This window comes from Pectobacterium cacticida, assembly GCF_036885195.1.
In the GTDB taxonomy this organism is placed as follows: domain Bacteria; phylum Pseudomonadota; class Gammaproteobacteria; order Enterobacterales; family Enterobacteriaceae; genus Pectobacterium; species Pectobacterium cacticida.
Window position 1 is genome coordinate 4,028,543 of the sequence record NZ_CP133656.1, and the last position, 19,885, is coordinate 4,048,427.

The 19,885-nt window shown below is 48.6% G+C and carries 17 protein-coding genes; 6 read left to right on the forward strand and 11 right to left on the reverse strand.

All coding sequences use genetic code 11. The annotated features are described in order from the left end of the window. Positions 1-184: 184 nt before the first annotated feature. The 8 genes from rbsR to RFN81_RS18335 form a co-directional block, all read right to left on the reverse strand. Positions 185-1,180 (reverse strand): ribose operon transcriptional repressor RbsR, encoded by a 996-nt coding sequence (rbsR, locus tag RFN81_RS18300; protein ID WP_264497168.1) that lies wholly within the window; start codon positions 1,178-1,180, stop codon positions 185-187. 3 nt (positions 1,181-1,183) lie between these two features. Then, positions 1,184-2,110 (reverse strand): ribokinase, encoded by a 927-nt coding sequence (rbsK, locus tag RFN81_RS18305; RefSeq protein WP_264497169.1) that lies wholly within the window; start codon positions 2,108-2,110, stop codon positions 1,184-1,186. Positions 2,111-2,308: 198 nt separating this feature from the next. Further along, the gene (gene rbsB, locus RFN81_RS18310) at positions 2,309-3,196 is read right to left on the reverse strand and encodes a ribose ABC transporter substrate-binding protein RbsB (protein ID WP_264497170.1); all 888 of its coding nucleotides are present in this window, start codon (positions 3,194-3,196) and stop codon (positions 2,309-2,311) included. A gap of 25 nt (positions 3,197-3,221) precedes the next feature. Continuing rightward, positions 3,222-4,190: a ribose ABC transporter permease gene (rbsC, locus tag RFN81_RS18315; RefSeq protein ID WP_264497171.1), complete on the reverse strand. Its 969-nt coding sequence runs from the start codon at positions 4,188-4,190 to the stop codon at positions 3,222-3,224. Positions 4,191-4,197: 7 nt separating this feature from the next. Beyond that, entirely contained in the window at positions 4,198-5,703 is a 1,506-nt protein-coding gene (gene rbsA / locus RFN81_RS18320; RefSeq protein WP_264497172.1) for a ribose ABC transporter ATP-binding protein RbsA, read from the reverse strand. 7 nt (positions 5,704-5,710) lie between these two features. After that, complete coding sequence (gene rbsD, locus RFN81_RS18325) at positions 5,711-6,130, reverse strand: D-ribose pyranase (protein ID WP_264497173.1); 420 nt, start codon at positions 6,128-6,130, stop codon at positions 5,711-5,713. A 359-nt stretch (positions 6,131-6,489) separates the two neighbouring features. Then, the gene (locus tag RFN81_RS18330; protein ID WP_264497174.1) at positions 6,490-7,326 is read right to left on the reverse strand and encodes a hypothetical protein; all 837 of its coding nucleotides are present in this window, start codon (positions 7,324-7,326) and stop codon (positions 6,490-6,492) included. A gap of 644 nt (positions 7,327-7,970) precedes the next feature. Then, positions 7,971-8,369: a YgiW/YdeI family stress tolerance OB fold protein gene (locus RFN81_RS18335; protein ID WP_264497175.1), complete on the reverse strand. Its 399-nt coding sequence runs from the start codon at positions 8,367-8,369 to the stop codon at positions 7,971-7,973. 264 nt (positions 8,370-8,633) lie between these two features. Here RFN81_RS18335 and qseB point away from each other — a divergent pair, with 264 nt between their 5' ends. Together qseB and qseC are read left to right on the forward strand one after the other, a co-directional pair. Then, on the forward strand, positions 8,634-9,296 hold the full coding sequence (gene qseB / locus RFN81_RS18340) for a quorum sensing response regulator transcription factor QseB (RefSeq protein WP_264497176.1): 663 nt from the start codon (positions 8,634-8,636) through the stop codon (positions 9,294-9,296). Next, a complete protein-coding gene (qseC, locus tag RFN81_RS18345; protein WP_264497177.1) occupies positions 9,293-10,657 on the forward strand; it encodes a quorum sensing histidine kinase QseC in 1,365 nt (454 codons plus the stop codon). The genes qseB and qseC overlap by 4 nt, the downstream gene beginning before the upstream one ends. Positions 10,658-10,765: 108 nt before the next feature. On the opposite strand, the gene RFN81_RS18350 is transcribed toward qseC, so the two are convergent. Next, complete coding sequence (locus RFN81_RS18350; protein ID WP_319800186.1) at positions 10,766-12,160, reverse strand: sugar porter family MFS transporter; 1,395 nt, start codon at positions 12,158-12,160, stop codon at positions 10,766-10,768. Between the two features lie 230 nt (positions 12,161-12,390). Next, positions 12,391-14,259, reverse strand: a complete 1,869-nt coding sequence (kup, locus tag RFN81_RS18355; protein WP_264497179.1) for a low affinity potassium transporter Kup — start codon at positions 14,257-14,259, stop codon at positions 12,391-12,393. Positions 14,260-14,602: 343 nt separating this feature from the next. On the opposite strand from kup, the gene ravA reads away from it, so the two are divergent. Further along, positions 14,603-16,102 carry an ATPase RavA gene (gene ravA / locus RFN81_RS18360; protein ID WP_264499039.1) on the forward strand — a complete coding sequence of 500 codons (1,500 nt, stop codon included), beginning with the start codon at positions 14,603-14,605 and terminating at the stop codon, positions 16,100-16,102. Positions 16,103-16,107: 5 nt separating this feature from the next. Continuing rightward, positions 16,108-17,583 carry an ATPase RavA stimulator ViaA gene (gene viaA / locus RFN81_RS18365; protein ID WP_264497180.1) on the forward strand — a complete coding sequence of 492 codons (1,476 nt, stop codon included), beginning with the start codon at positions 16,108-16,110 and terminating at the stop codon, positions 17,581-17,583. Here viaA and asnA read toward each other — a convergent pair. Next, positions 17,580-18,572 (reverse strand): aspartate--ammonia ligase, encoded by a 993-nt coding sequence (gene asnA / locus RFN81_RS18370; RefSeq protein ID WP_264497181.1) that lies wholly within the window; start codon positions 18,570-18,572, stop codon positions 17,580-17,582. The two genes, viaA and asnA, sit on opposite strands and share 4 nt — an antisense overlap. Before the next feature lie 152 nt (positions 18,573-18,724). On the opposite strand from asnA, the gene asnC reads away from it, so the two are divergent. Beyond that, the gene (gene asnC, locus RFN81_RS18375) at positions 18,725-19,186 is read left to right on the forward strand and encodes a transcriptional regulator AsnC (RefSeq protein ID WP_264497182.1); all 462 of its coding nucleotides are present in this window, start codon (positions 18,725-18,727) and stop codon (positions 19,184-19,186) included. A gap of 90 nt (positions 19,187-19,276) precedes the next feature. Then, positions 19,277-19,720 (forward strand): FMN-binding protein MioC, encoded by a 444-nt coding sequence (gene mioC / locus RFN81_RS18380; RefSeq protein WP_264497183.1) that lies wholly within the window; start codon positions 19,277-19,279, stop codon positions 19,718-19,720. Positions 19,721-19,885 lie beyond the last annotated feature (165 nt).

Consider the following 19,885-nt stretch of genomic DNA (forward strand, 5'->3'; position numbering starts at 1 on the left):
ATCTTTTCCCTTTCCACCACAACCGCGTGTCGCTGTTGCCGTGTCAGTGGTGGCGCATTATAGGGACTTCTCGCCGCCTGACAAGCGCTAAATGCAGAATAATTTCCGAGTGAGTTTTTTTTCAACAAAACGCAGTGAAAGTCACCGTTATGCGGGATTTTTCGGCGTTTTATTAGCTAAAACTTCATCGTACAGACTGACGAACCATTAATTCCGGCGTCAGCACCAACACATTCGGCTCCGTATTGGGATGTTTTAGACGATACAGAAGTGTATCAACCGCCAATTCGCCAAGCTCATCCTTCGGTTGATGAACTGTAGTGAGTGGCGGAGACATATAGCGAGCCAGCTCAATATCATCGTAACCAATAACAGCCATGTCTTGCGGAATTGACAGTCCAGCCTGATAAAGCGCGCGATAAACACCGACAGCCATCGCATCGTTACTGGTGAATACGGCTTCGGGCTTATCCTGTAACGCTAATAGTTGCAGCATCGCGCGATAACCTGCGGCGAATTCAAAATCACCGAAAATTTCATAATCAGCGGGAACGGATAATCCAGCCGATTGCATTGCCCGGCGATACCCTTCTAACCGGTTATAAGCTGTCGTCTTATCTTTAGGACCCGCTATACAGGCTATCTTTTTATAACCACGAGAGATGAGATAATTCGTTGCGATTTCGCCCCCAAGCAGAGAGTTATCTTTAATAACGTCCATGACTCCGTCAAAAGGAGCCCAATCCATCATAACCATAGGGATAGAGGGATAACGACTCATCATTTCAGGTAAAGGCCGATGACTTTCGGTACACATTAGCAAGACGCCATCGACTCGCTTTTGCAACAGCGTTTCGAGGCTATGACTCATTCTATCGCGATCGCCTTCAGTGTTGCACAAGATAAGGCTATAGCCCCGTTCGTAACAGGATCGCTCAACGCCACGCACTACTTCGGCATAAAACGGGTTACTACTGGCTGTAAGCAACATTCCGATAGTATTCGTCTGATTGATTTTCAGACTTCTAGCCAACGCCGACGGCGCATAGTTGAGATCCTCAACGGCCTTCACTACCTTTTCGCGAATGATGTCACTGACAAAACGATTATTATTGATGACGTGAGATACGGTAGAGGTAGAAACGCCCGCCAGGCGAGCGACATCTTTCATAGTCGCCAAAAATCACCCCTGCGTTTGCAAAAATTCGTCGATCTCTTCACGCCACGGAACAGAAGGCTGAGCACCTCGGCGAGTAACCGCTATTGCCGCTGCCGCATGGGCAAATTTTACGGCGGAAGACAGGGGTTTATTTTCCAGCAATGCGGTAACGAGCGCGCCATTAAACGTGTCTCCGGCGGCGATAGTATCCACGGCTTTTACACGATACCCCGGTATACGCAGCCCTTGACCGTTTTCACTTAACCATACGCCACGACTACCCAATGTGATGAGAACCATTTCAATACCTTTATCGTGAAGAACCTGTGCTGCGCGAGCCGCATCGTCTTCCGTCTCGACGGTAATTCCCGTCAGGAACTGTGCTTCAGTTTCATTGGGCGTGATCATATCGACCAGGGACAAAAGTTCATCAGGCAGCTCGCGAGCGGGGGCAGGGTTAAGAATGACTTTCGTATGATGTTCATGCGCCAATTTAGCGGCGGCTATAACCGTTTCCAAAGGCGACTCAAGTTGCATCAGTAGCGCATCGGCTTCAATAATGTGTTGCTGATGACGACGAAGGTAGTCGGGCGTTACCGCAGCATTCGCACCGGCGTTAATGGCGATCATGTTCTCGGCATCAGCGTTAACAAAAATTAACGCAACGCCGGTCGTTTCCCCTGAAATAGCCTCAACAGCGGAAACATCAATATTATCCTTGGATAACTGTTGGCAAATACGGGAGCCGATATCATCGTCGCCGACACAGGCGATAAAGGCGATGTCTGCACCGCTGCGACCAGCGGCAACGGCTTGATTGGCACCTTTTCCACCAAAAGCGACACTATATTGCTCACCGATCACCGTTTCACCCGGGCGGGGAAATTGCTCAAGGTTGAGAATATGGTCAGCATTAATACTGCCCAGCACCACCAGCTTACCCGTTTTCATTATATCGAATCCCGCTACTACGTTAATAATGCGCCACCACAAACGGGTGGCGCGAGCCCTGCTTTATACACGTCATACTTCAAGTTGCTTGTGCGTTGGTTGCCCTTACTCACCCCAGTCGCTTACTGGTGTAAGCTCCTAGGGATTCACGCGGTTACCGCCTTCATGCAACTCGAATTATTTAGGGTATATTTCTACTTATTTAGCTACCAGTTTCAGGTCAACCGGAATGATGGCCTGCGTTTTTTCGCCTTTCAGCACTTTCGCCGCCGTCTCGATGCCGATCACACCGATCTGATCGGGACGCTGAGCCACCGTCGCCGCCAACTTGCCTGATTCAACAGCCTTCACGCCATCCTGCGTACCGTCAAAGCCAACGACCAGTACATCTGTCTTACCCGCTGTTTGCAGGGCGCGTAGAGCGCCTAATGCCATTTCATCATTCTGAGCAAATACGGCCTGAACATCAGGGTGCGCAGTCAGTAGATTCTGCATCACGTTCAGCCCTTTAGTACGATCAAAATCAGCTGGTTGGCTAGCCAGCATGGCAAATTTGTGTTTCTCAGCCGATTTCATGAAACCCGCACCACGTTCGCGTGCGGCAGAGGTTCCGGCAATCCCTTCCAGTTGAATCACTTTCGCGCCTTCACCCAATTTCTTGGCAATGAAGTCACCAGCCACTTTACCACCGAAAGCGTTATCAGAAGCAACGTGGCTCACCACCTCACCACTGCTGGCAACGCGGTCCAGCGTAATAACAGGGATCTTGGCCTGGTTCGCCATTTTAATCGCATTACCGACCGCATCAGAATCGGTCGGGTTGATCAGCAAAACTTTGGTTCCACGTACCGTCAAATCCTGCACATTGGCGAGTTCTTTCGCAGGATTATTTTGGGAATCCAGCACAATCAGGTCATAACCCAGTTTGTCGGCTTCTTTCTGTGCACCCTCTTTCATGGAAACAAAAAACGGATTATTCAGCGTAGAAACTACCAGAGCAACGGTATCTTTAGCCAAGGCATTAGTACTGATGGTCGCGCTCAGCGCAACGGCGGAAACCAGAGTAGCCAGCTTTTTCATATTCATAGCTTAATTCCTGTGTGAATGAAGGTTATTTACTGCTTTTGTTATCTACCAAAACCGCCAGCAAAATGACGACTGCCTTGACGATCATTTGGTAGTAAGAGGAAACACCTAATAAATTCAGTCCATTGTTGAGGAAGCCAAGGATCAATGCGCCGATCAACGTGCCAACGATACGCCCCTTACCTCCAGCCAGGCTAGTGCCACCCAATACCACCGCTGCGATAGCATCCAGTTCATACCCCGTACCTGCCGTAGGCTGTGCCGAGGACAAACGCGCGACTTCGATAATTCCCGCCAGAGCGGACAGCAGCCCGCACAGGGAATAGACAATAATTTTGATTTTATCAACGCTGATGCCGGATAAGCGGGTGGCGGATTCATTGCCACCCAGCGCATAGATATAACGCCCCAGACGCGTATGATGCAGCATGTACCAGGCCGCTGCGAACACGATAGCCATGATCCAGATTGGCGTCGGAATCCCCAGCGGACGGCCGATGCCGAACCAGCCAAAAGTATCTGCCACATCAGAAAAGCCGGTATTAATCGGGCTACCGTTGGTATAAACCATTGTCACACCGCGCAGCAACAGCATCATGACCAGCGTGGCAATAAATGCCTGCACTTTACCTTTCGAAACAATGACGCCAGTGCCCGCACCAATCAACGCCCCCAGCGCCAACGCGCCAAACACCGCCGCCAGCGCATTGATCTCAAGCCCGACGATAGAGGCCGCTACCGCGCCGGTCAGCGCTAGCAGCGACCCCACAGACAAATCGATGCCCGAGGTCAGAATCACCAACGTCATTCCGACGGCCATAATAGCGTTCACTGACGTCTGCTGAAGAATATTGAACAGGTTATTCAGGGTGAAAAAGTTAGGACTCATGGCGGAAACAACTGCGATCAGGATCAGGAGCGCGATCAGTGATTTTTGCTCCAGTAACCACGCTTTGCTAAACCAGCGTTTTGTCGCGATAGATTGAGAACTCATGTCTGACTTACTCCTGCTTTGCGCCGTATTGCTTACCAACGGCCGCAGCCATCAGTGCTTCCTGGGTTGCTTGCTCAATCGGGAAATCACCGCTCAAGCGCCCTTCATGCATCACGATGATGCGATCGCTCATGCCTAATACTTCGGGCATTTCGGATGACACCAATATGATACTCAGCCCTTCTTCTTTGAATTGATTGATTAACTGATAAATTTCTTTCTTTGCCCCGACATCGACACCCCGCGTCGGTTCATCGAGGATCAGGACATTCGGACGTGTCATCAGCCCACGGGCAATCGCCACTTTCTGCTGATTGCCGCCGGAAAGTAGGCCGATAGGCTGTTCCATTGACGGTGTTTTAACGTTAAACAAACGAATAAAATCGGCGACCGCCACCTGTTCTTCAGTATGTTTAAGGCGGCCTCCCGTAGTGCTGAAATAACGCAGTGCGGTTAATGACATGTTTTCTTTGACCGACATGCCTAGAACCAAACCATCACGCTTACGATCTTCGGAAATGTAAACGATGCCGTTAGCTAAACCCTCCTGGGGATTGCGCGCCACTACGTCGCGACCATCAAGCTCCACGCAGCCTCCCGTGCGTGGTAAAGCACCATAGAGAATTTTCATCAGTTCAGTACGGCCCGCGCCCATCAACCCAGCGACGCCAAGAATCTCACCTTTCCGCACGGTAAAACTGACACTGTCGATTCCCGGCCCTGACAGGTTTTGCACCTTAAGGCGAACCTCTCCCGGCGCTTTACTCGAACGCGGGTATTGATCTTCCAGCTTGCGACCCACCATCATTTCAATCAGCGTATCTTCCTGTAAGTCACTGACCGGGCGCTCACCGATAAACTGACCATCGCGGAAAACGGTAATGTCATCGCAGATTTGAAAGATTTCTTTGAGGCGGTGGGAAATATAGACAATGCCGCATCCTTGAGATTGCAGCTCTTTAATCACGCTGAATAGCGAAGCGGTTTCGGTATCCGTCAGGGCATCAGTGGGTTCATCCATGATGATGACTTTTGACTCAAAGCTCAGCACCTTGGCAATTTCTACCATTTGCTGATCGCCAATCGACAAATCTCCAACCAGACGGCGGCTGTCGTAGTGTAGATTAAGGCGCTTCAGCAGCTTATCAGCTTCCGCATACATCTTATTCCAGTCGAGGCGGCCAAAACGGTTGGTAAACTCACGCCCAAGAAAAATATTTTCGGCAATCGTCAGTTGGGGAATCAGGTTAAGCTCCTGATGGATAATACCGATACCAGCTTCCTGAGATGCTTTCGGCCCGTTGAAATCCACCTCTTGCCCCAGAAAATGGATGCTGCCAGCCTCTTTTCGATAGATCCCGGTCAGGACTTTCATCATGGTGGATTTACCCGCACCATTCTCGCCCACCAGCGCCATCACTTTTCCCGGATAGACGTTGAGCGCCGCACCGGACAGCGCCTTAACGCCGGGAAAAGATTTCGTGATGCCTTGCAGTTGCAGTAAAGGTTGCATGGATGCCTCAGAACGTTACGCCAGCGCAAAGGATGACATTGGCATACGGAGAGCACTCTCCGCTGCGAATGATGGCCCGACTTTTGCCGCTTTGGGTTTTAAATTCTTCATGGCTAACATAGTGCAATGCAATTGAGTTTCCCTGGTGTTGTTCTAGTTGCTTCAATTGCTCAAGTAAGGCGTCATGAATTGCGGGGTTTTTTTCAACCATCTCTTCCGCCAGAATAGCGGCTTCGACCTGCATTTCACTGGTGACAACACTCACTACCTGCAAAAACGTCGGCACATTATGTGTTAATGCCAGATCAATACGCGCCGTCGTTGCAGGAATCGGCAAACCCGCATCGCCAATAGCCAGAGTATCGGTATGTCCGAGTCGAGCAATCACGGAAGAAATATCTGAATTCAATAACGCTGCTTTTTTCATTTTCTTATTACCCTACGAGCGAAACGTTTCGCTCGTGGCATTCTAGAAAAAGAAGGGAGAAAGGCAATGAAGAAACTGAGAAAATGTGATCGTTATCGAAACGTTTCGCTAACAAAAAAATCGTAAAGAGGAGGAGGATTTGACTGTTGCTAGTAAGCGGCCTAATGAGGAAAAGTACACGCAAGTGCTTCTAATCGTGTAGCAACAACGCCTTCAGCCAGAAGAATGATGGGAATATATGATAAATGAACACGGACAAACCGAACTGTTTCTTTTCAACTCTACTACTTATTTCTTTATGACTGTAAAAATCATCCCCCGTTATAGGTCGAGGGATGATAGGAAAAAAATCAAAACGCTTATATACTCAATGCCAATAATTCAGTATCGGCAACACCAACGAGCTCAACGTTAAACCCACATGGGGTGTCCACATGATGTTCATGTCCGCATGAGTTATCATCATGGCCTTCATATTCACCTGAATGATGTCCATGATCTCCATCAGATCCGAATCCCATCCCCATATCGCTTGACGACAGGTTACCAACTAGATCGCCAAAGACGTCTTCATTGAATTTTGCCCAGCAATCAAGTAAAGGTTGCGCAATATTATCAAGAATCACACCATCGATAAGTCCATGTTGAATATCGTCAATAATACTGGGGATATTAGTAATACAATTATCACCAAATATTGGTTTCAAAATATCGATAACTCCCTCAGTTAATGCTTTGATGGGGATTTGAATCAATTCGGCATCATGTTGAAGATGGGCCGTTATATATTGCTGATCTCTTTCGACTATCTCGCCAATACAATCTTTTATTGAACATAACACTCCACTAATATCACCATTTCCAAGGCTATCAATAGCATCTCCAGTTGAACCAACTACAGTACCAATAGCTTGCCCTGATTCAGCTCCCCACATTGCAAAGTGATGAACCACTATTTCAGTACCATGCACAGCATCATCAATGATGGTAGCTGCCCCATCGACTACGCCATTAATGACGGGCATCGGTTCAGTGAGATCAGAAATAAACTCAGTCGTTCCACTAACAACGTCATGGATACCTGTGGCCGTAGAACTGATAACATTAGCTACTGTTGTAACGGTTTTCGATTCAACTTCACCAACAAAATTCAGTGCATTTCCGAAAGAAGAAAAAGCATTGTTTAAGATCCCCATACACACATCTCCAATATGGTATATACCCGTAATACTTCAAACTGCATGTATGTTGGCTGCGTTCACTCCCCCGAATCACTTATTTTAGTAAACTCATCAGGGTGAAATGAGAGATATCCTACCTCTCACCGGAGCCCAGTCGTAGCTGGACGAATTCGTTCACGAAGATTTTTCTCTTTTCTTCCGCCGTCCTGCAACTCGAATTATTTAGGGTATAAGAATAGATAGATAGTTAAAAATTATAGCTAAATATAAAATAGCCATCATGGCCATATAGATGTGGTCATGCGAATAAAATTTAGCCTACGTTTTTAAATATTCCTAATTTTTACGAACCTTAATTATTGTTTTATTTTTGTTAAAAAATGGTTAAGTTTTAACTATAACCACCAAATAAAATACATAGCATATATTTGCATAAAAATAAAAAAACATAATTAACAATAATATACATTATTTGACGACCATGTTGTTTTTCTTATATTTCAATAAAAAACAAACAGAAAGATAATGGTTATTATTGGGTTTGTTAACATCAACGATTTTATTATTCAGATATATCTGATGATTGGTAATAATAGAATGGCATCGATATGATCAAAAATGGCGGGGGAATCCCCCGCCAGTAGAGAGTAAATAATGGTTCAATCGAGTTTACGAATCTGCTTCACATCTAGTTCGACGGAATTGAAATCTTTATCTAGTTCCCCCTGAATTTCCACTTTATCGGTGGGGGAAATCATCAGCCCATTCCAACGCTTGTGATCGATTTCGACTTCCATCGTACCTGTTGCATCGCGGAATAGGTAGTTCTCATCACCGATCCGTTTTTCTATATTACCGCTTAATGTAACCCAACTGTCATCACGCAAATCTTTAGCCTTAGCTACCGTGGTGAGGGCATTCTGGGAATCCACAAATCCTCCTTTATGTGTACCAACGGCTGGCATTTCTGGGTTGACGAAACCACCGCCACTTTGTGCGGCAAATGCGGGGGCAGAAACCAGAGCGGTAATAGCGAGTAATGCAGCTACTTTTTTCATGTTTTACCTTCCTTAATGTTTTGCCTGTCGTTTCACAGTCAACAATTTCGCAGTCAACCTGCGGAAGTAATCGGTCTTCGAGTAGGATTAAAACAAGCCGTTCTTAACAGAATCTTAAGAGATCGATTTTTATCTCTTTATTTTTATAGATTGCGTAAATCCCCTCAATTTTTGCGATTTGCCCTGTACACGTTGTTTATCTATTTCGTATAAAACCCGTAAAGGCACGAATACGGCGGACAGTACATAACTTGCGAGGCGGCCATGAGAGTCTTGTTAATTGAAGACGATCGCCTGATTGGCGACGGCCTGAAAGCGGGGCTGAGTAAACTGGGTTTTAATATTGACTGGTTCACGGAAGGAAAGGCTGGCGCCGCGGCATTGGAAGCGGCGTCTTATGACGCTGTCGTGCTCGATCTCAGCCTGCCGGGTCTGGATGGCATGGATATCCTACGCCAATGGCGTCAGGCTGGGCATGATGAACCGGTGCTAATTTTGACTGCCCGTGATGCTTTGGAACAACGTGTTGAAGGGCTACAGCAAGGTGCTGATGATTATTTGTGTAAGCCTTTTGCACTGATGGAAGTCGCTGCTCGCCTCCAGGCATTAATTCGTCGCCGTCACGGACAGCTACAACCTACCCTGACGCACGGAGCCGTTTCCCTTGAGCCTGGCTCGCGAAGCGTCACGCTAAACAATGAGCCGTTGATATTAAAATCCCGTGAACTCGCATTACTGGAACTTTTTTTACTTAACCCAAACCGTGTGCTCACACGCGCGCAATTGGAAGAAAAACTCTACGGATGGGATGATGATGTCTCCAGTAATGCGGTTGAAGTCCACATTCACCACTTGCGTAAAAAGCTGGGCAGTGGGTTTATTCGTACCGTACATGGTATCGGCTATATTCTAGGAGACGCCTCTTGAACCGTCTCAGCCTGCGCCTACGCCTGATTACCGGTTTTACACTGCTGACCCTGATGTGCTGGAGCGTAGCCAGCCTGCTTGCATGGTATCAAACACGCCATAATATCAATGAGCTATTTGATACCCAGCAAATGCTGTTCGCCAAACAATTGGCTGTCATCAATCCCGATGAATTGCGAACGCAATCTGTTTCTTTGCCCAAAACCAAAAGATTGGTATCTCAAAACCGTGGCCGACAGGAAGATGATGCGCTGGCCTTCGCCATTTTTACTCGTGAGGGGAAAATGGTATTGAACGATGGTGAAAACGGCAAAGATTTCATCTTTGACTACCGACATAACGGTTTCACTGACGGCGAGTTACGCGATGATGATGATGCCTGGCGCATCGTTTGGCTGACGACCGCGGATAACCGTTATGTCATCGCCGTCGGACAAGAATGGGAATACCGTCAGGATATGACGCTGGATATTGTAACAACTAACTTGATGCCATGGTTATTTGCGCTACCAATCATGTTGGCACTGCTATTCTGGCTAGTAACGCGCGAGCTCTCACCGTTGAAACGAATTACCACCGAGCTTGAGCGGCGCGCTCCAGACGCAAGCACTCCGCTGGCGGCACAGCACATTCCGCAAGAAGTTCGTCCGTTAGTCAACGCATTGAATCACCTATTTTCCCGCATCAGCGATATGCTCGTCCGCGAGCGCCGTTTTACCTCAGACGCCGCACATGAATTACGCAGTCCGCTGGCCGCGCTGAAAGTTCAGACTGAGGTTGCGCAACTAGCCCATGATGATGAGATCATGCGTCGGCATGCATTAATTAACCTGGATAAAGGTATCGATCGCGCCTCTCGATTGGTGGATCAGCTCCTGACGCTGTCGCGGCTGGATGCAGAATCGTCCCCTGAAGGGATGCACCCCATTGAGTTCAATGAATTACTGCAACAGGCGGTAATCGAGCACTACCACACAGCACAAACCGCGGGTATCGAACTGACGCTGGATTTACCGAACACCCCGATTATTCGGCAGGGTCATCCGTTGCTGTTGACTCTGCTGGTGCGCAATCTGTTGGATAACGCCATTCGCTACAGCCATCGAGGGGGGACGGTAAGTCTGACGCTGACGGAAAATAGCGTTAAGGTCGCCGATAACGGGCCAGGCCTCAGCGATGAGGCCCTAGCAAGAATTGGCGAACGTTTCTATCGTCCTCCCGGACAGGAAAAGTCCGGCAGCGGTCTGGGGATTTCCATTGTGAACAACATCGCCAAACTGCACCACATGCAGGTTACGTTCAGCAATCAGCCCGAAGGTGGGCTGGTTGTTATGGTCGTCCTGCCACAGAATTCCGACTAACCGTGGTACGAACGTCTCCCCTTCACAATACTGACAAAGGCCAATCGCTTCCATCGGCCACGAAAGCATACCTGACCACGCTAGAACGCTCTCGTAGCCAGCAGCAGATCAGTCGCGATTACCAATATGACGTAACGCACGGCCCTGCATCAGATTTCGCTCAATATGTTCAAGAGAGACGTTCTTGGTTTCAGGTATCAACCATAATGTCAGCAGAATAAACAGAATATTGAGGCCGGAGTAGATCCAGAAGGTGCCAGCGCTGCCCAGGTTATTCAACAGCGTCAGGAAAGTTGCCCCTACAACCATATTGGCAATCCAATTAGTGGCGGTCGAGCAGGTAATCCCAAAGTCCCTTCCTTTCAACGGCTGGATTTCAGAGCACAAAACCCAGATAAGCGGGCCGGCACTCATTGCAAAGCCGACGATGAACATCAATAACATCAGGACAGCAAAGTATTGTACTGACGTGGAGTGGATCCCTGTATGCATCAAGATCCCTAAGACGCCCATCCCGGATGCCATGACAATGAACCCCAGGAGCAGAGTTGGTCTACGCCCCCACCGATCGACAAGCGCAATAGCAATAAAGGTTGCCAGCACATTGGTCAGACCAACTATCACCGTACCCCACATCTGTTGGGTGGTGTTCGTATAGCCCGCCAGCTCAAAAATTTTAGGCGCATAATACATAATCACGTTCATACCGGTAAATTGCTGCATAATCTGTAGCAGTACACCGAGATAAACCGCACGACGGAAATTTTTGTTGTCTTTAAATAAAGACCAGCCGGACTGTTTGATCTTCAGACTGTCACGGATTTCATCCAGCTCACGTTTGGCTTCCTCGGTGGTATCACGCAAACGCAGCAGGACCCGCTCAGCATCGATAAAACGCCGTTTAGCAGCAAACCAACGCGGGCTGTCGGGTAAAAAAATAACGCCAATCAACAGCAAAATAGCCGGAATAATAATCACACCGAGCATCCAACGCCATGCGCCGCTGTAGCTGAAAGCGGTATCAGACAAATATGCGCCGAGAATACCGATGGTGATCATCAGTTGATACATCGAAATCATGCTACCGCGAATTTTTTCTGGTGCAATTTCCGATAAGTAAAGCGGTGCCGTATAGGAGGCGATACCGACCGCCAGCCCAAGCAATATGCGTGAAATAATTAAGATTTCCACGTTCAGCGCCGTGGCAGAGAACAGGGAACCGACAACAAACAAAATGGCCCCAATCATCAAACTTTTCTTTCTGCCCAGACGAAACGAAAGCCAGCCACTCCCTACGGCCCCGATTGCAGCGCCAAACATCATGGAGCTGACCACCCACTCCTGAGTATGTACGCTGATTTGAAAGTCATCTGCAATAAAGGGCAATGCGCCCGCAATTACGCCAATATCCAGACCGAATAGCAAACCGGCTAAAGCAGCAAGAAAACAGACGAAAAAGGTCATCATTCTTTTTGAATGCTGTAATTTACTTTTTTCAGGCACGATGCCCTCCATTGAAATGGATTCGGGATAAATTAAGGGTAGGAGGGTATGGCGTGAAAAAACGTGATAGCAGTCACGTAGTGTAAACGATTACACCTTAAACTGATCAGGATATCAATTAAGGGGTTTGAGGCTGTAGCCCCCATTGATTAAATGGGGGCTCGGTCTGACGTTTGTCTGAACGCGTCTACCTCAAGCTCAAGTCAGCATAAGTCCTGTAATGGATTCAGTTAAATTTCAACCTGTGTTCCCAGCTCAATCAACCTATTGGGCGGGATTTCAAATTGATCCGCCGCGCGCAGCGCATTGCGGCTGAGCATGATAAATAGCTTACCGCGTAGGCGCAGATACCATGGCCGTTCACCGATAATCAGCGACTCATTCGACATAAAGAAAGATGTTTCCATCATGTGGCAGGTTAATCCTTCCTGCCAACAACGCTGAAAGACGGTTTCCACATCCGGCGTCTCACGCCAGCCATAGTTGGCAATCACACGCCAGAATGTCGGTGAAAGCTGTTCGACCGTCACGCGGCGCGCGTTGAGCACGTAAGGCGCATCCTCTGTTCGCATGGTTAACAGCACTACGCGCTCATGTAAGATCTTGTTGTGCTTGAGATTATGTAACAATGCAAATGGGATAACATGAGTCGCGCGCGCGAAATAGACCGCCGTACCGGGAACACGCATTGGCGGCGCTTTCTCCAGCGAGGCAATCATGGCATCCAATGAGTTACCATGTTCATGTAACTGGCGCAGCAACCTAAAGCGCTCGCTTTTCCACGTCGTCATGATAATAAACATCACCATGCCAAGCGCCAGCGGCAGCCAGCCACCAGACAAAATTTTGACCACGTTCGCCAAAAACATTGGCACGTCGATAATCAAAAGGCAGGTCAATAATCCCCAGATCAGATAGCGATTCCAGTGCCAATTCTTCACCGCTACCGTACAGAACAGAATACTGGTTAATACCATCGTCCCCGTTACGGCAATACCATAAGCCGCCGCCAGATTGCTCGAATGCTCAAAACTGATAATCACGATGACGACGGCGAAATAAAGCATCCAGTTAATGGCAGGGATGTAAATTTGTCCTGACTCCATATCCGAGGTGTGAACAATACGCATCGGAGGTAAATACCCCAAACGCACCGCCTGACGCGTCAGGGAGAAAACACCGGAAATCACCGCCTGAGAAGCAATAATTGTCGCCAGCGTCGCCAATATCATCAGTGGAATCAACGCCCAATCCGGCGCCAGCAGGAAGAAGGGATTCTTGATCGCTTCCGGGTTCTTCAACAATAGCGCGCCTTGTCCGAAGTAATTTAACACCAGCGACGGCAGCACCACCGTAAACCAAGCCAGACGAATCGGGAATTTGCCGAAGTGCCCCATATCGGCATACAGTGCTTCAACGCCGGTAATCGCCAAGACTACGGCGCCCAAGGCAAAGAACGACACCCATTTATATTCGATAAAGAAATGAACGGCGTACATTGGATTTAACGCCTGCAAGACATCAGGATTCGCAATAATGCTACGCGCGCCCAGCACACCGAGCGTCAAAAACCAGATTAGCATCACGGGTGCAAATAGTTTGCCGACGCTACCCGTACCGTGTTTTTGAATCATAAACAGCAACGTCAGAACGACGATCGATAGCGGGACGATGTAGCTGTCCATCGACGGCGCGGCAATTTCCAACCCTTCCATCGCCGACATCACCGAGATAGCCGGCGTAATGACGACTTCCCCATAGAAGAAACTGCCGCCAATCAACCCCATAATGACCAGCACGGATGTTATGCGATCGGAGGTATTACGCCCGGCTAACGACATGAGGGTGAGAATCCCCCCTTCGCCAGCGTTGTCAGCACGCATCACATAGGTCAGGTATTTCAGCGATACGACGAGAATCAACAGCCAAAAGATCAGTGAAAGAAAGCCAAATACCGCATCAGATTCAACACCAAAACCAAACTGTCCTGACAAACATTCTCTTAGTGTATATAGCGGGCTGGTTCCTATGTCGCCATAAACTACCCCGATTGCCGCCAGCGTAACCGCTGACAGCGAACGTTTATGTTCTGTGCTCATAAATCTGTCTTCTGTGATTAATCAGTTTGCGAAGCGCATCACTTATACATAGCAACTCGTCTAAAAGCGCACAGTATGCATAAATCATGATAAAAGCCCATTCTTATTGTGCGATCGATTTTGCAATCCCCTGTATACGAAACATCCTGTAAAAGGTGATTTATTGCTTACTACCTTGTTCAGGTGAATAATCCACAAAAGTATTCTAATAAAAAACTGTGATCTGCCGTTTATTATTACTATTGTCTTGAAAATAGCGCTTCTGAGCCCCCTATTAGTGAATTTTTCGGGTACAGAGATAAATGATTTCAGACCATTACATCATGGGGTAAACGGATTAATGATGCGTCAAGCGGCGGCACTGGCTGAGAGAATTTCTCGCCTCAGCCATGCGCTAGAACATGGGCTCTACGAAAGGCAGCATGCCATTCGTCTCTGTCTGCTGGCAGCGCTAAGCGGCGAAAGTGTTTTTCTGCTGGGGCCACCAGGCATCGCTAAAAGTATGATTGCCCGTCGCCTCAAATTCGCCTTTCGTCATGCGAATGCATTTGAGTACTTGATGACGCGCTTTTCCACCCCCGAAGAGGTATTCGGGCCTCTTTCTATCCAGGCGTTAAAAGATGAAGGCCGCTATCAACGCTTAACCGCAGGCTACCTGCCAGAAGCCGAAATCGTGTTTCTGGATGAAATCTGGAAAGCGGGTCCTGCCATTCTGAATACCTTGCTGACAGCGATTAATGAGCGGCGTTTTCGTAACGGCAACAGCGAAGATACCATTCCGATGCGATTGCTGGTCGCGGCCTCTAATGAACTACCAGAGGCGGATGGCGGCCTGGAAGCGCTCTACGATCGGATGCTCATCCGTCTATGGCTCGACAGGGTACAGGAAAAACAGAATTTCCGGGCACTGCTGGTAAATAACAGTAGCGATCGCGAGAATCCTGTTCCCCCCGCTCTCAGCGTCAGTGATGAAGAATATCAGCAATGGCAAAAGGACATAGAACACATTGCACTGCCGGAAGCCAGCTTCGAGCTGATTTATACGCTGCGCCAACAGCTCGATGCGCTGGAACAGGCCCCTTACATTTCCGATCGACGCTGGAAAAAAGCGCTGCGCCTGCTTCAAGCCAGCGCGTTTTTCTGTGGTCGAGAGGCTATCGCGCCAGTGGATATTATTCTGTTGAAAGATTGTCTCTGGCATGACCAAAGTACCCTGGCGCTCATCGAACGCCAGCTTGAACTGTTGATGACCGAGCAGGCCTACCAGCAAAAAAGCCTGCTGTTTCGTCTTCAGCAGGTGAATACCAAACGTCAGCAATATCAGCGTGAGCAGAGCGAATTACAGGCATTTTCAGTTGAGAAACAAGGGCATTTTCTCGGACGTAAATCTCATTACGCCTTACCTGATACCATCACTACGGATACAGTGGATTTTGTGCTGCAACGCCCATTAATATTGCATGATATGGAAGTTATTCATCTGGTTATTGAGAAGAATGCGCTGCAGGAGTGGTTGCAAAAGGGCGGAGAAATCCGAGGTAAGCTCAACGGAATTGGCTTTACCCAGCGCCTCGATCTGTTGGTAGACGATCGCCAGCATCTGGTCATTCGCGATATTAGCCTGCAAACCTCTATTCTTTCTCTGCCGGAAAAGCGCGACGTTGCGCTTCCTGCCGAAATTACCGATGAATATGAAAAACTAAACATGCAGCTGCGTGAACAACGCCGCCTATTCAGCCAGCATCAGCCTTGCCTGTTCGTTCCGAGCGAGTGGTTGGCCAAAATAGAGGCCAGCCTGCAACAGGTTGCCGAGCAAATCCAGCAATCAGAGCAACAGGATTAACGCCGATGATCACGCTGGAATCACTGGAAATGCTGCTGTCTATCGATGAAAACGAGCTACTGGACGATCTTGTCGTTACACTGCTGGCAACGCCTCAGCTCGTTTTCTTCTTTGAAAAGTACCCCAGCCTGAAGTCAGCGTTACTCAATGATCTTCCTCACTGGAAAGAAACCTTAAAGCAGCGCTTGCGTACCACCCAGGTACCGCCAGACTTGGAAAAAGAATTTAGCTGCTACCAACGCTCGCAATCGATTGACAATCAGGCCTTTCAGACACGCCTGCCAGCAATAATGGATACACTGCACACCGTGGAGTCACCGTTTCTGACTCAGGCCTCGCAGCTTATCACGGCACCAGAACGGCCCCTGGGGCAGAAGATAACGAGTGGGCTCCACGCACTCTTTCTTCAACGCTGGCGGTTGAGTCTCACATTGCAAACCGTTTCATTGCATCAACAGTTAATGGAACAAGAACGAGAAATCCTGTTAGATGAATTGCAACAGCGCCTGACGCTCAGTGGCAAACTTGAACCGATTTTGGCTGAGAATGAAAATGCTGCCGGGCGGCTTTGGGATCTCAGCGCGGCACAACATATGCAAACTGACCCGCGTCCGTTACTGGATTTTGGCGCGTTTTTGCAACGCCAGCCTGCATTACAAAAACTAGCGGAAAGGCTGGGACGTAGCCGTGAGACTAAATCCATTCTCACGCAGGAAGCGCCACAGGAAGCCTTTAGGGTGAGAATACGGGAACCCGCCACCGTGCCCGAACAAGTGAGCGGCGTGCACCAGAGCGACGATATTTTGCGCTTGATGCCGACAGAGCTGGCCACGCTAGGTATCAGCGAGCTGGAATACGAATTTTATCGTCGCCTGCTGGAACATCGGCTGCTGACGTATCGCCTACAAGGTGAGAGCTGGAGAGAAAAGATCACCGAGCGCCCCGTGGTTCATCAGCAAAATGAACAGCAACCACGTGGCCCCTTTATCGTCTGTGTCGATACGTCAGGCTCGATGGGAGGATTCAATGAACGCTGTGCCAAAGCCTTCTGTCTGGCGCTGATGCGCATCGCGCTCGCCGATAACCGCCGCTGTTACATCATGCTGTTTTCCACCTGCGTGGTGAAGTATGAGCTGACGTCCGAGGATGGATTAGAGCAGGCAATACGTTTTCTCAGCCAGTCCTTTCGCGGCGGAACAGACTTAAGCGCCTGTTTGTCCATGTTATTGGATACGATGGAGGATGCTCTCTGGCACGATGCCGATGCCGTCGTAATTTCGGATTTCATCGCCCAGCGGTTGCCGGATGAGGTGGTGGATAAGGTGAAAAGCCGTCAGAAGTGGCTACAGCATCGTTTTCATGCTGTAGCGATGTCCGATCATGGCAAACCCGGCATCATGCGCATCTTTGACCATATCTGGCGCTTTGATACTGGGTTAAAAAGCCGCTTAATGCGCCGTTGGCAGTATGGTACGGCTTAAAGCAGCCCGGCAACCGACTCACGCAGCGCGTGTGGCCACACGCCACACTGAACCTGACCAATATGCGGCAATTGCAGCAACAGCATTACCAAGCGAGACTGGCCAATTCCCCCGCCGATCGTTTGTGGCATCTCTCCACGCAGTAGTGCCTGATGCCATTCCAGCTTCAGACGTTCTTCATCTTGCGTCAGAGCCAGCTGGCGCGTTAATGCGTTGGCATCAACACGTATTCCCATTGATGAAATCTCAAAGGCATCGTTCAGCACTGGGTTCCACACGATAATATCGCCATTCAAACCCGCTAATTCCTGCTCGCCTGGCGTCGTCCAATCATCATAGTCTGGCGCACGCACATCATGGGAGCGACCACTGGACAGCTTACCGCCAATCCCAATCAGGAAAACGGCGCCCAATTCTTTAGCAATAGCGCGCTCGCGCCCTTTAGCGTCTAGCTCTGGATAACGTTGTAGCAAAGTCTCGCTATGCACAAAATGAATCTGTTCCGGTAGGAAAGGTTGAAGACCGAATACCTGATGTACCGCGGCTTCAGTCGCCTTGATTCCCTGATAAATCCGCGTGACCGTCGATTTCAGATATTCAACATTGCGTTCGCCCTCTCCCATCACGCGTTCCCAATCCCACTGATCGACATAAACCGAGTGGATCGGGCTCAGACGATCTTCGTCCGGGCGCAGCGCTTTCATATGGGTATAAATACCTTCACCGCTGCTAAAATCGTACGCGCCCAGCGTCTTACGTTTCCACTTAGCCAGTGAGTGCACGACTTCAAATGTGGCGTCTGGCAGCGCTTTCACCTTAACCTGTACCGCTTTTTCCGCACCGGACAAATTATCCTGCGTGCCATCGCCGATACGGCTAAGAATGGGTGCCTGGACTTCAATCAATCCCAGAAGTTGCTCCAACTGGCTGGAGAAGAAAGATTTAACGAAGCTGATTTGCTGCTGTTTTTCGATGTACTGCTTTTTCATTGCCGCGTCTCTTATTCATCGTATTTAGTTATTCATTAAGCAATAAAAAGCGCTAGCCATTCAATAATCTTATGGATAAATTGCTGTTGTGCTTTTAATTCGTCATTTTTTCGCGGTATAAAATCATTATTCGCTAAAATAGGAGGCTCGAAGTGGCAGAAATTTATCAGATCGATAATCTCGATCGCGGCATTCTTTCCGCATTAATGGAAAATGCACGCACGCCTTATGCCGAGCTGGCAAAACAGTTTTCCGTCAGCGCTGGCACGATCCATGTCCGGGTCGAAAAAATGAAACAAGCGGGTATCATTGTCGGCACGCGGCTTGATGTTAATCCCAAACAGCTGGGCTATGACGTCTGCTGTTTCATCGGCATCATTCTGAAAAGCGCGAAAGACTATCCCTCAGCGTTGGAAAAACTGAACAACCTGGAAGAAGTCGTAGAGGCTTACTATACCACCGGGCATTACAGTATCTTTATCAAGGTTATGTGCCGATCTATCGAGGCATTGCAACACGTACTTATCAACAAGATCCAAACCATTGATGAGATTCAATCTACCGAAACGCTGATCTCCCTGCAAAACCCCATTATGCGTACTATCACGCCATAGTATGCTCTTTCTTATACCCCTATTATCCACAGGTAGATCCCAGCCAGATCACAGCGTACAATGTTCCCTCTTTTACTGGATGGGATCGCTATGGCAGATATTACCCTAATCAGCGGCAGTACCCTTGGCAGCGCCGAATACGTCGCAGAACATTTGGCAGAGCTATTGGAAAAGGACGGCTTTTCCACTGAAACACTTCATGGCCCGATGCTAGATGCGCTTTCTGAAAGTGGTATATGGCTAGTAGTGACATCCACGCACGGTGCCGGAGAATTTCCTGACAACGTGAAAACATTATTTGAGCAATTGGGACAGCAAAAACCCGATCTCTCCCAGGTAAGTTTTGGCGCAGTGGGGATCGGCAGTAAAGAATACGACACATTTTGTGGCGCGATCCAAACGGCGGATCGCGTGCTCACGGAATTAGGCGCCAAACGGATCGGCGATATCCTTAAGATCGACATTACTCAGCATCAGATTCCTGAAGATCCCGCCGAAGAATGGCTGGGATCCTGGGTTAAATTACTCAAATAAGACGAAATAATAACCGTTTGATTGTGGATAAGTAGCCTTTATTCCGGTGTAAAAGCGGTAGTTATCCCAATAACAACCGGAGTATACTTTTTGTCCTGTGCATAAGTACGCATTAAGATCCCAGCTTATACGGTTCAGGATCACCGATCTTTCACAGGAAAGGAT

Bases quoted from the DNA above. Each gene is read 5' to 3' on its own strand.
- mioC (WP_264497183.1), top strand. From the start codon at position 19,277: ATGGCAGATATTACCCTAATCAGCGGCAGTACCCTTGGCAGCGCCGAA.
- rbsA (WP_264497172.1), bottom strand. From the start codon at position 5,703: ATGCAACCTTTACTGCAACTGCAAGGCATCACGAAATCTTTTCCCGGC.
- ravA (WP_264499039.1), top strand. From the start codon at position 14,603: ATGCGTCAAGCGGCGGCACTGGCTGAGAGAATTTCTCGCCTCAGCCAT.
- kup (WP_264497179.1), bottom strand. From the start codon at position 14,259: ATGAGCACAGAACATAAACGTTCGCTGTCAGCGGTTACGCTGGCGGCA.
- rbsB (WP_264497170.1), bottom strand. From the start codon at position 3,196: ATGAATATGAAAAAGCTGGCTACTCTGGTTTCCGCCGTTGCGCTGAGC.
- RFN81_RS18335 (WP_264497175.1), bottom strand. From the start codon at position 8,369: ATGAAAAAAGTAGCTGCATTACTCGCTATTACCGCTCTGGTTTCTGCC.
- qseB (WP_264497176.1), top strand. From the start codon at position 8,634: ATGAGAGTCTTGTTAATTGAAGACGATCGCCTGATTGGCGACGGCCTG.
- viaA (WP_264497180.1), top strand. From the start codon at position 16,108: ATGATCACGCTGGAATCACTGGAAATGCTGCTGTCTATCGATGAAAAC.
- rbsK (WP_264497169.1), bottom strand. From the start codon at position 2,110: ATGAAAACGGGTAAGCTGGTGGTGCTGGGCAGTATTAATGCTGACCAT.
- rbsC (WP_264497171.1), bottom strand. From the start codon at position 4,190: ATGAGTTCTCAATCTATCGCGACAAAACGCTGGTTTAGCAAAGCGTGG.
- rbsD (WP_264497173.1), bottom strand. From the start codon at position 6,130: ATGAAAAAAGCAGCGTTATTGAATTCAGATATTTCTTCCGTGATTGCT.
- RFN81_RS18330 (WP_264497174.1), bottom strand. From the start codon at position 7,326: ATGGGGATCTTAAACAATGCTTTTTCTTCTTTCGGAAATGCACTGAAT.
- asnA (WP_264497181.1), bottom strand. From the start codon at position 18,572: ATGAAAAAGCAGTACATCGAAAAACAGCAGCAAATCAGCTTCGTTAAA.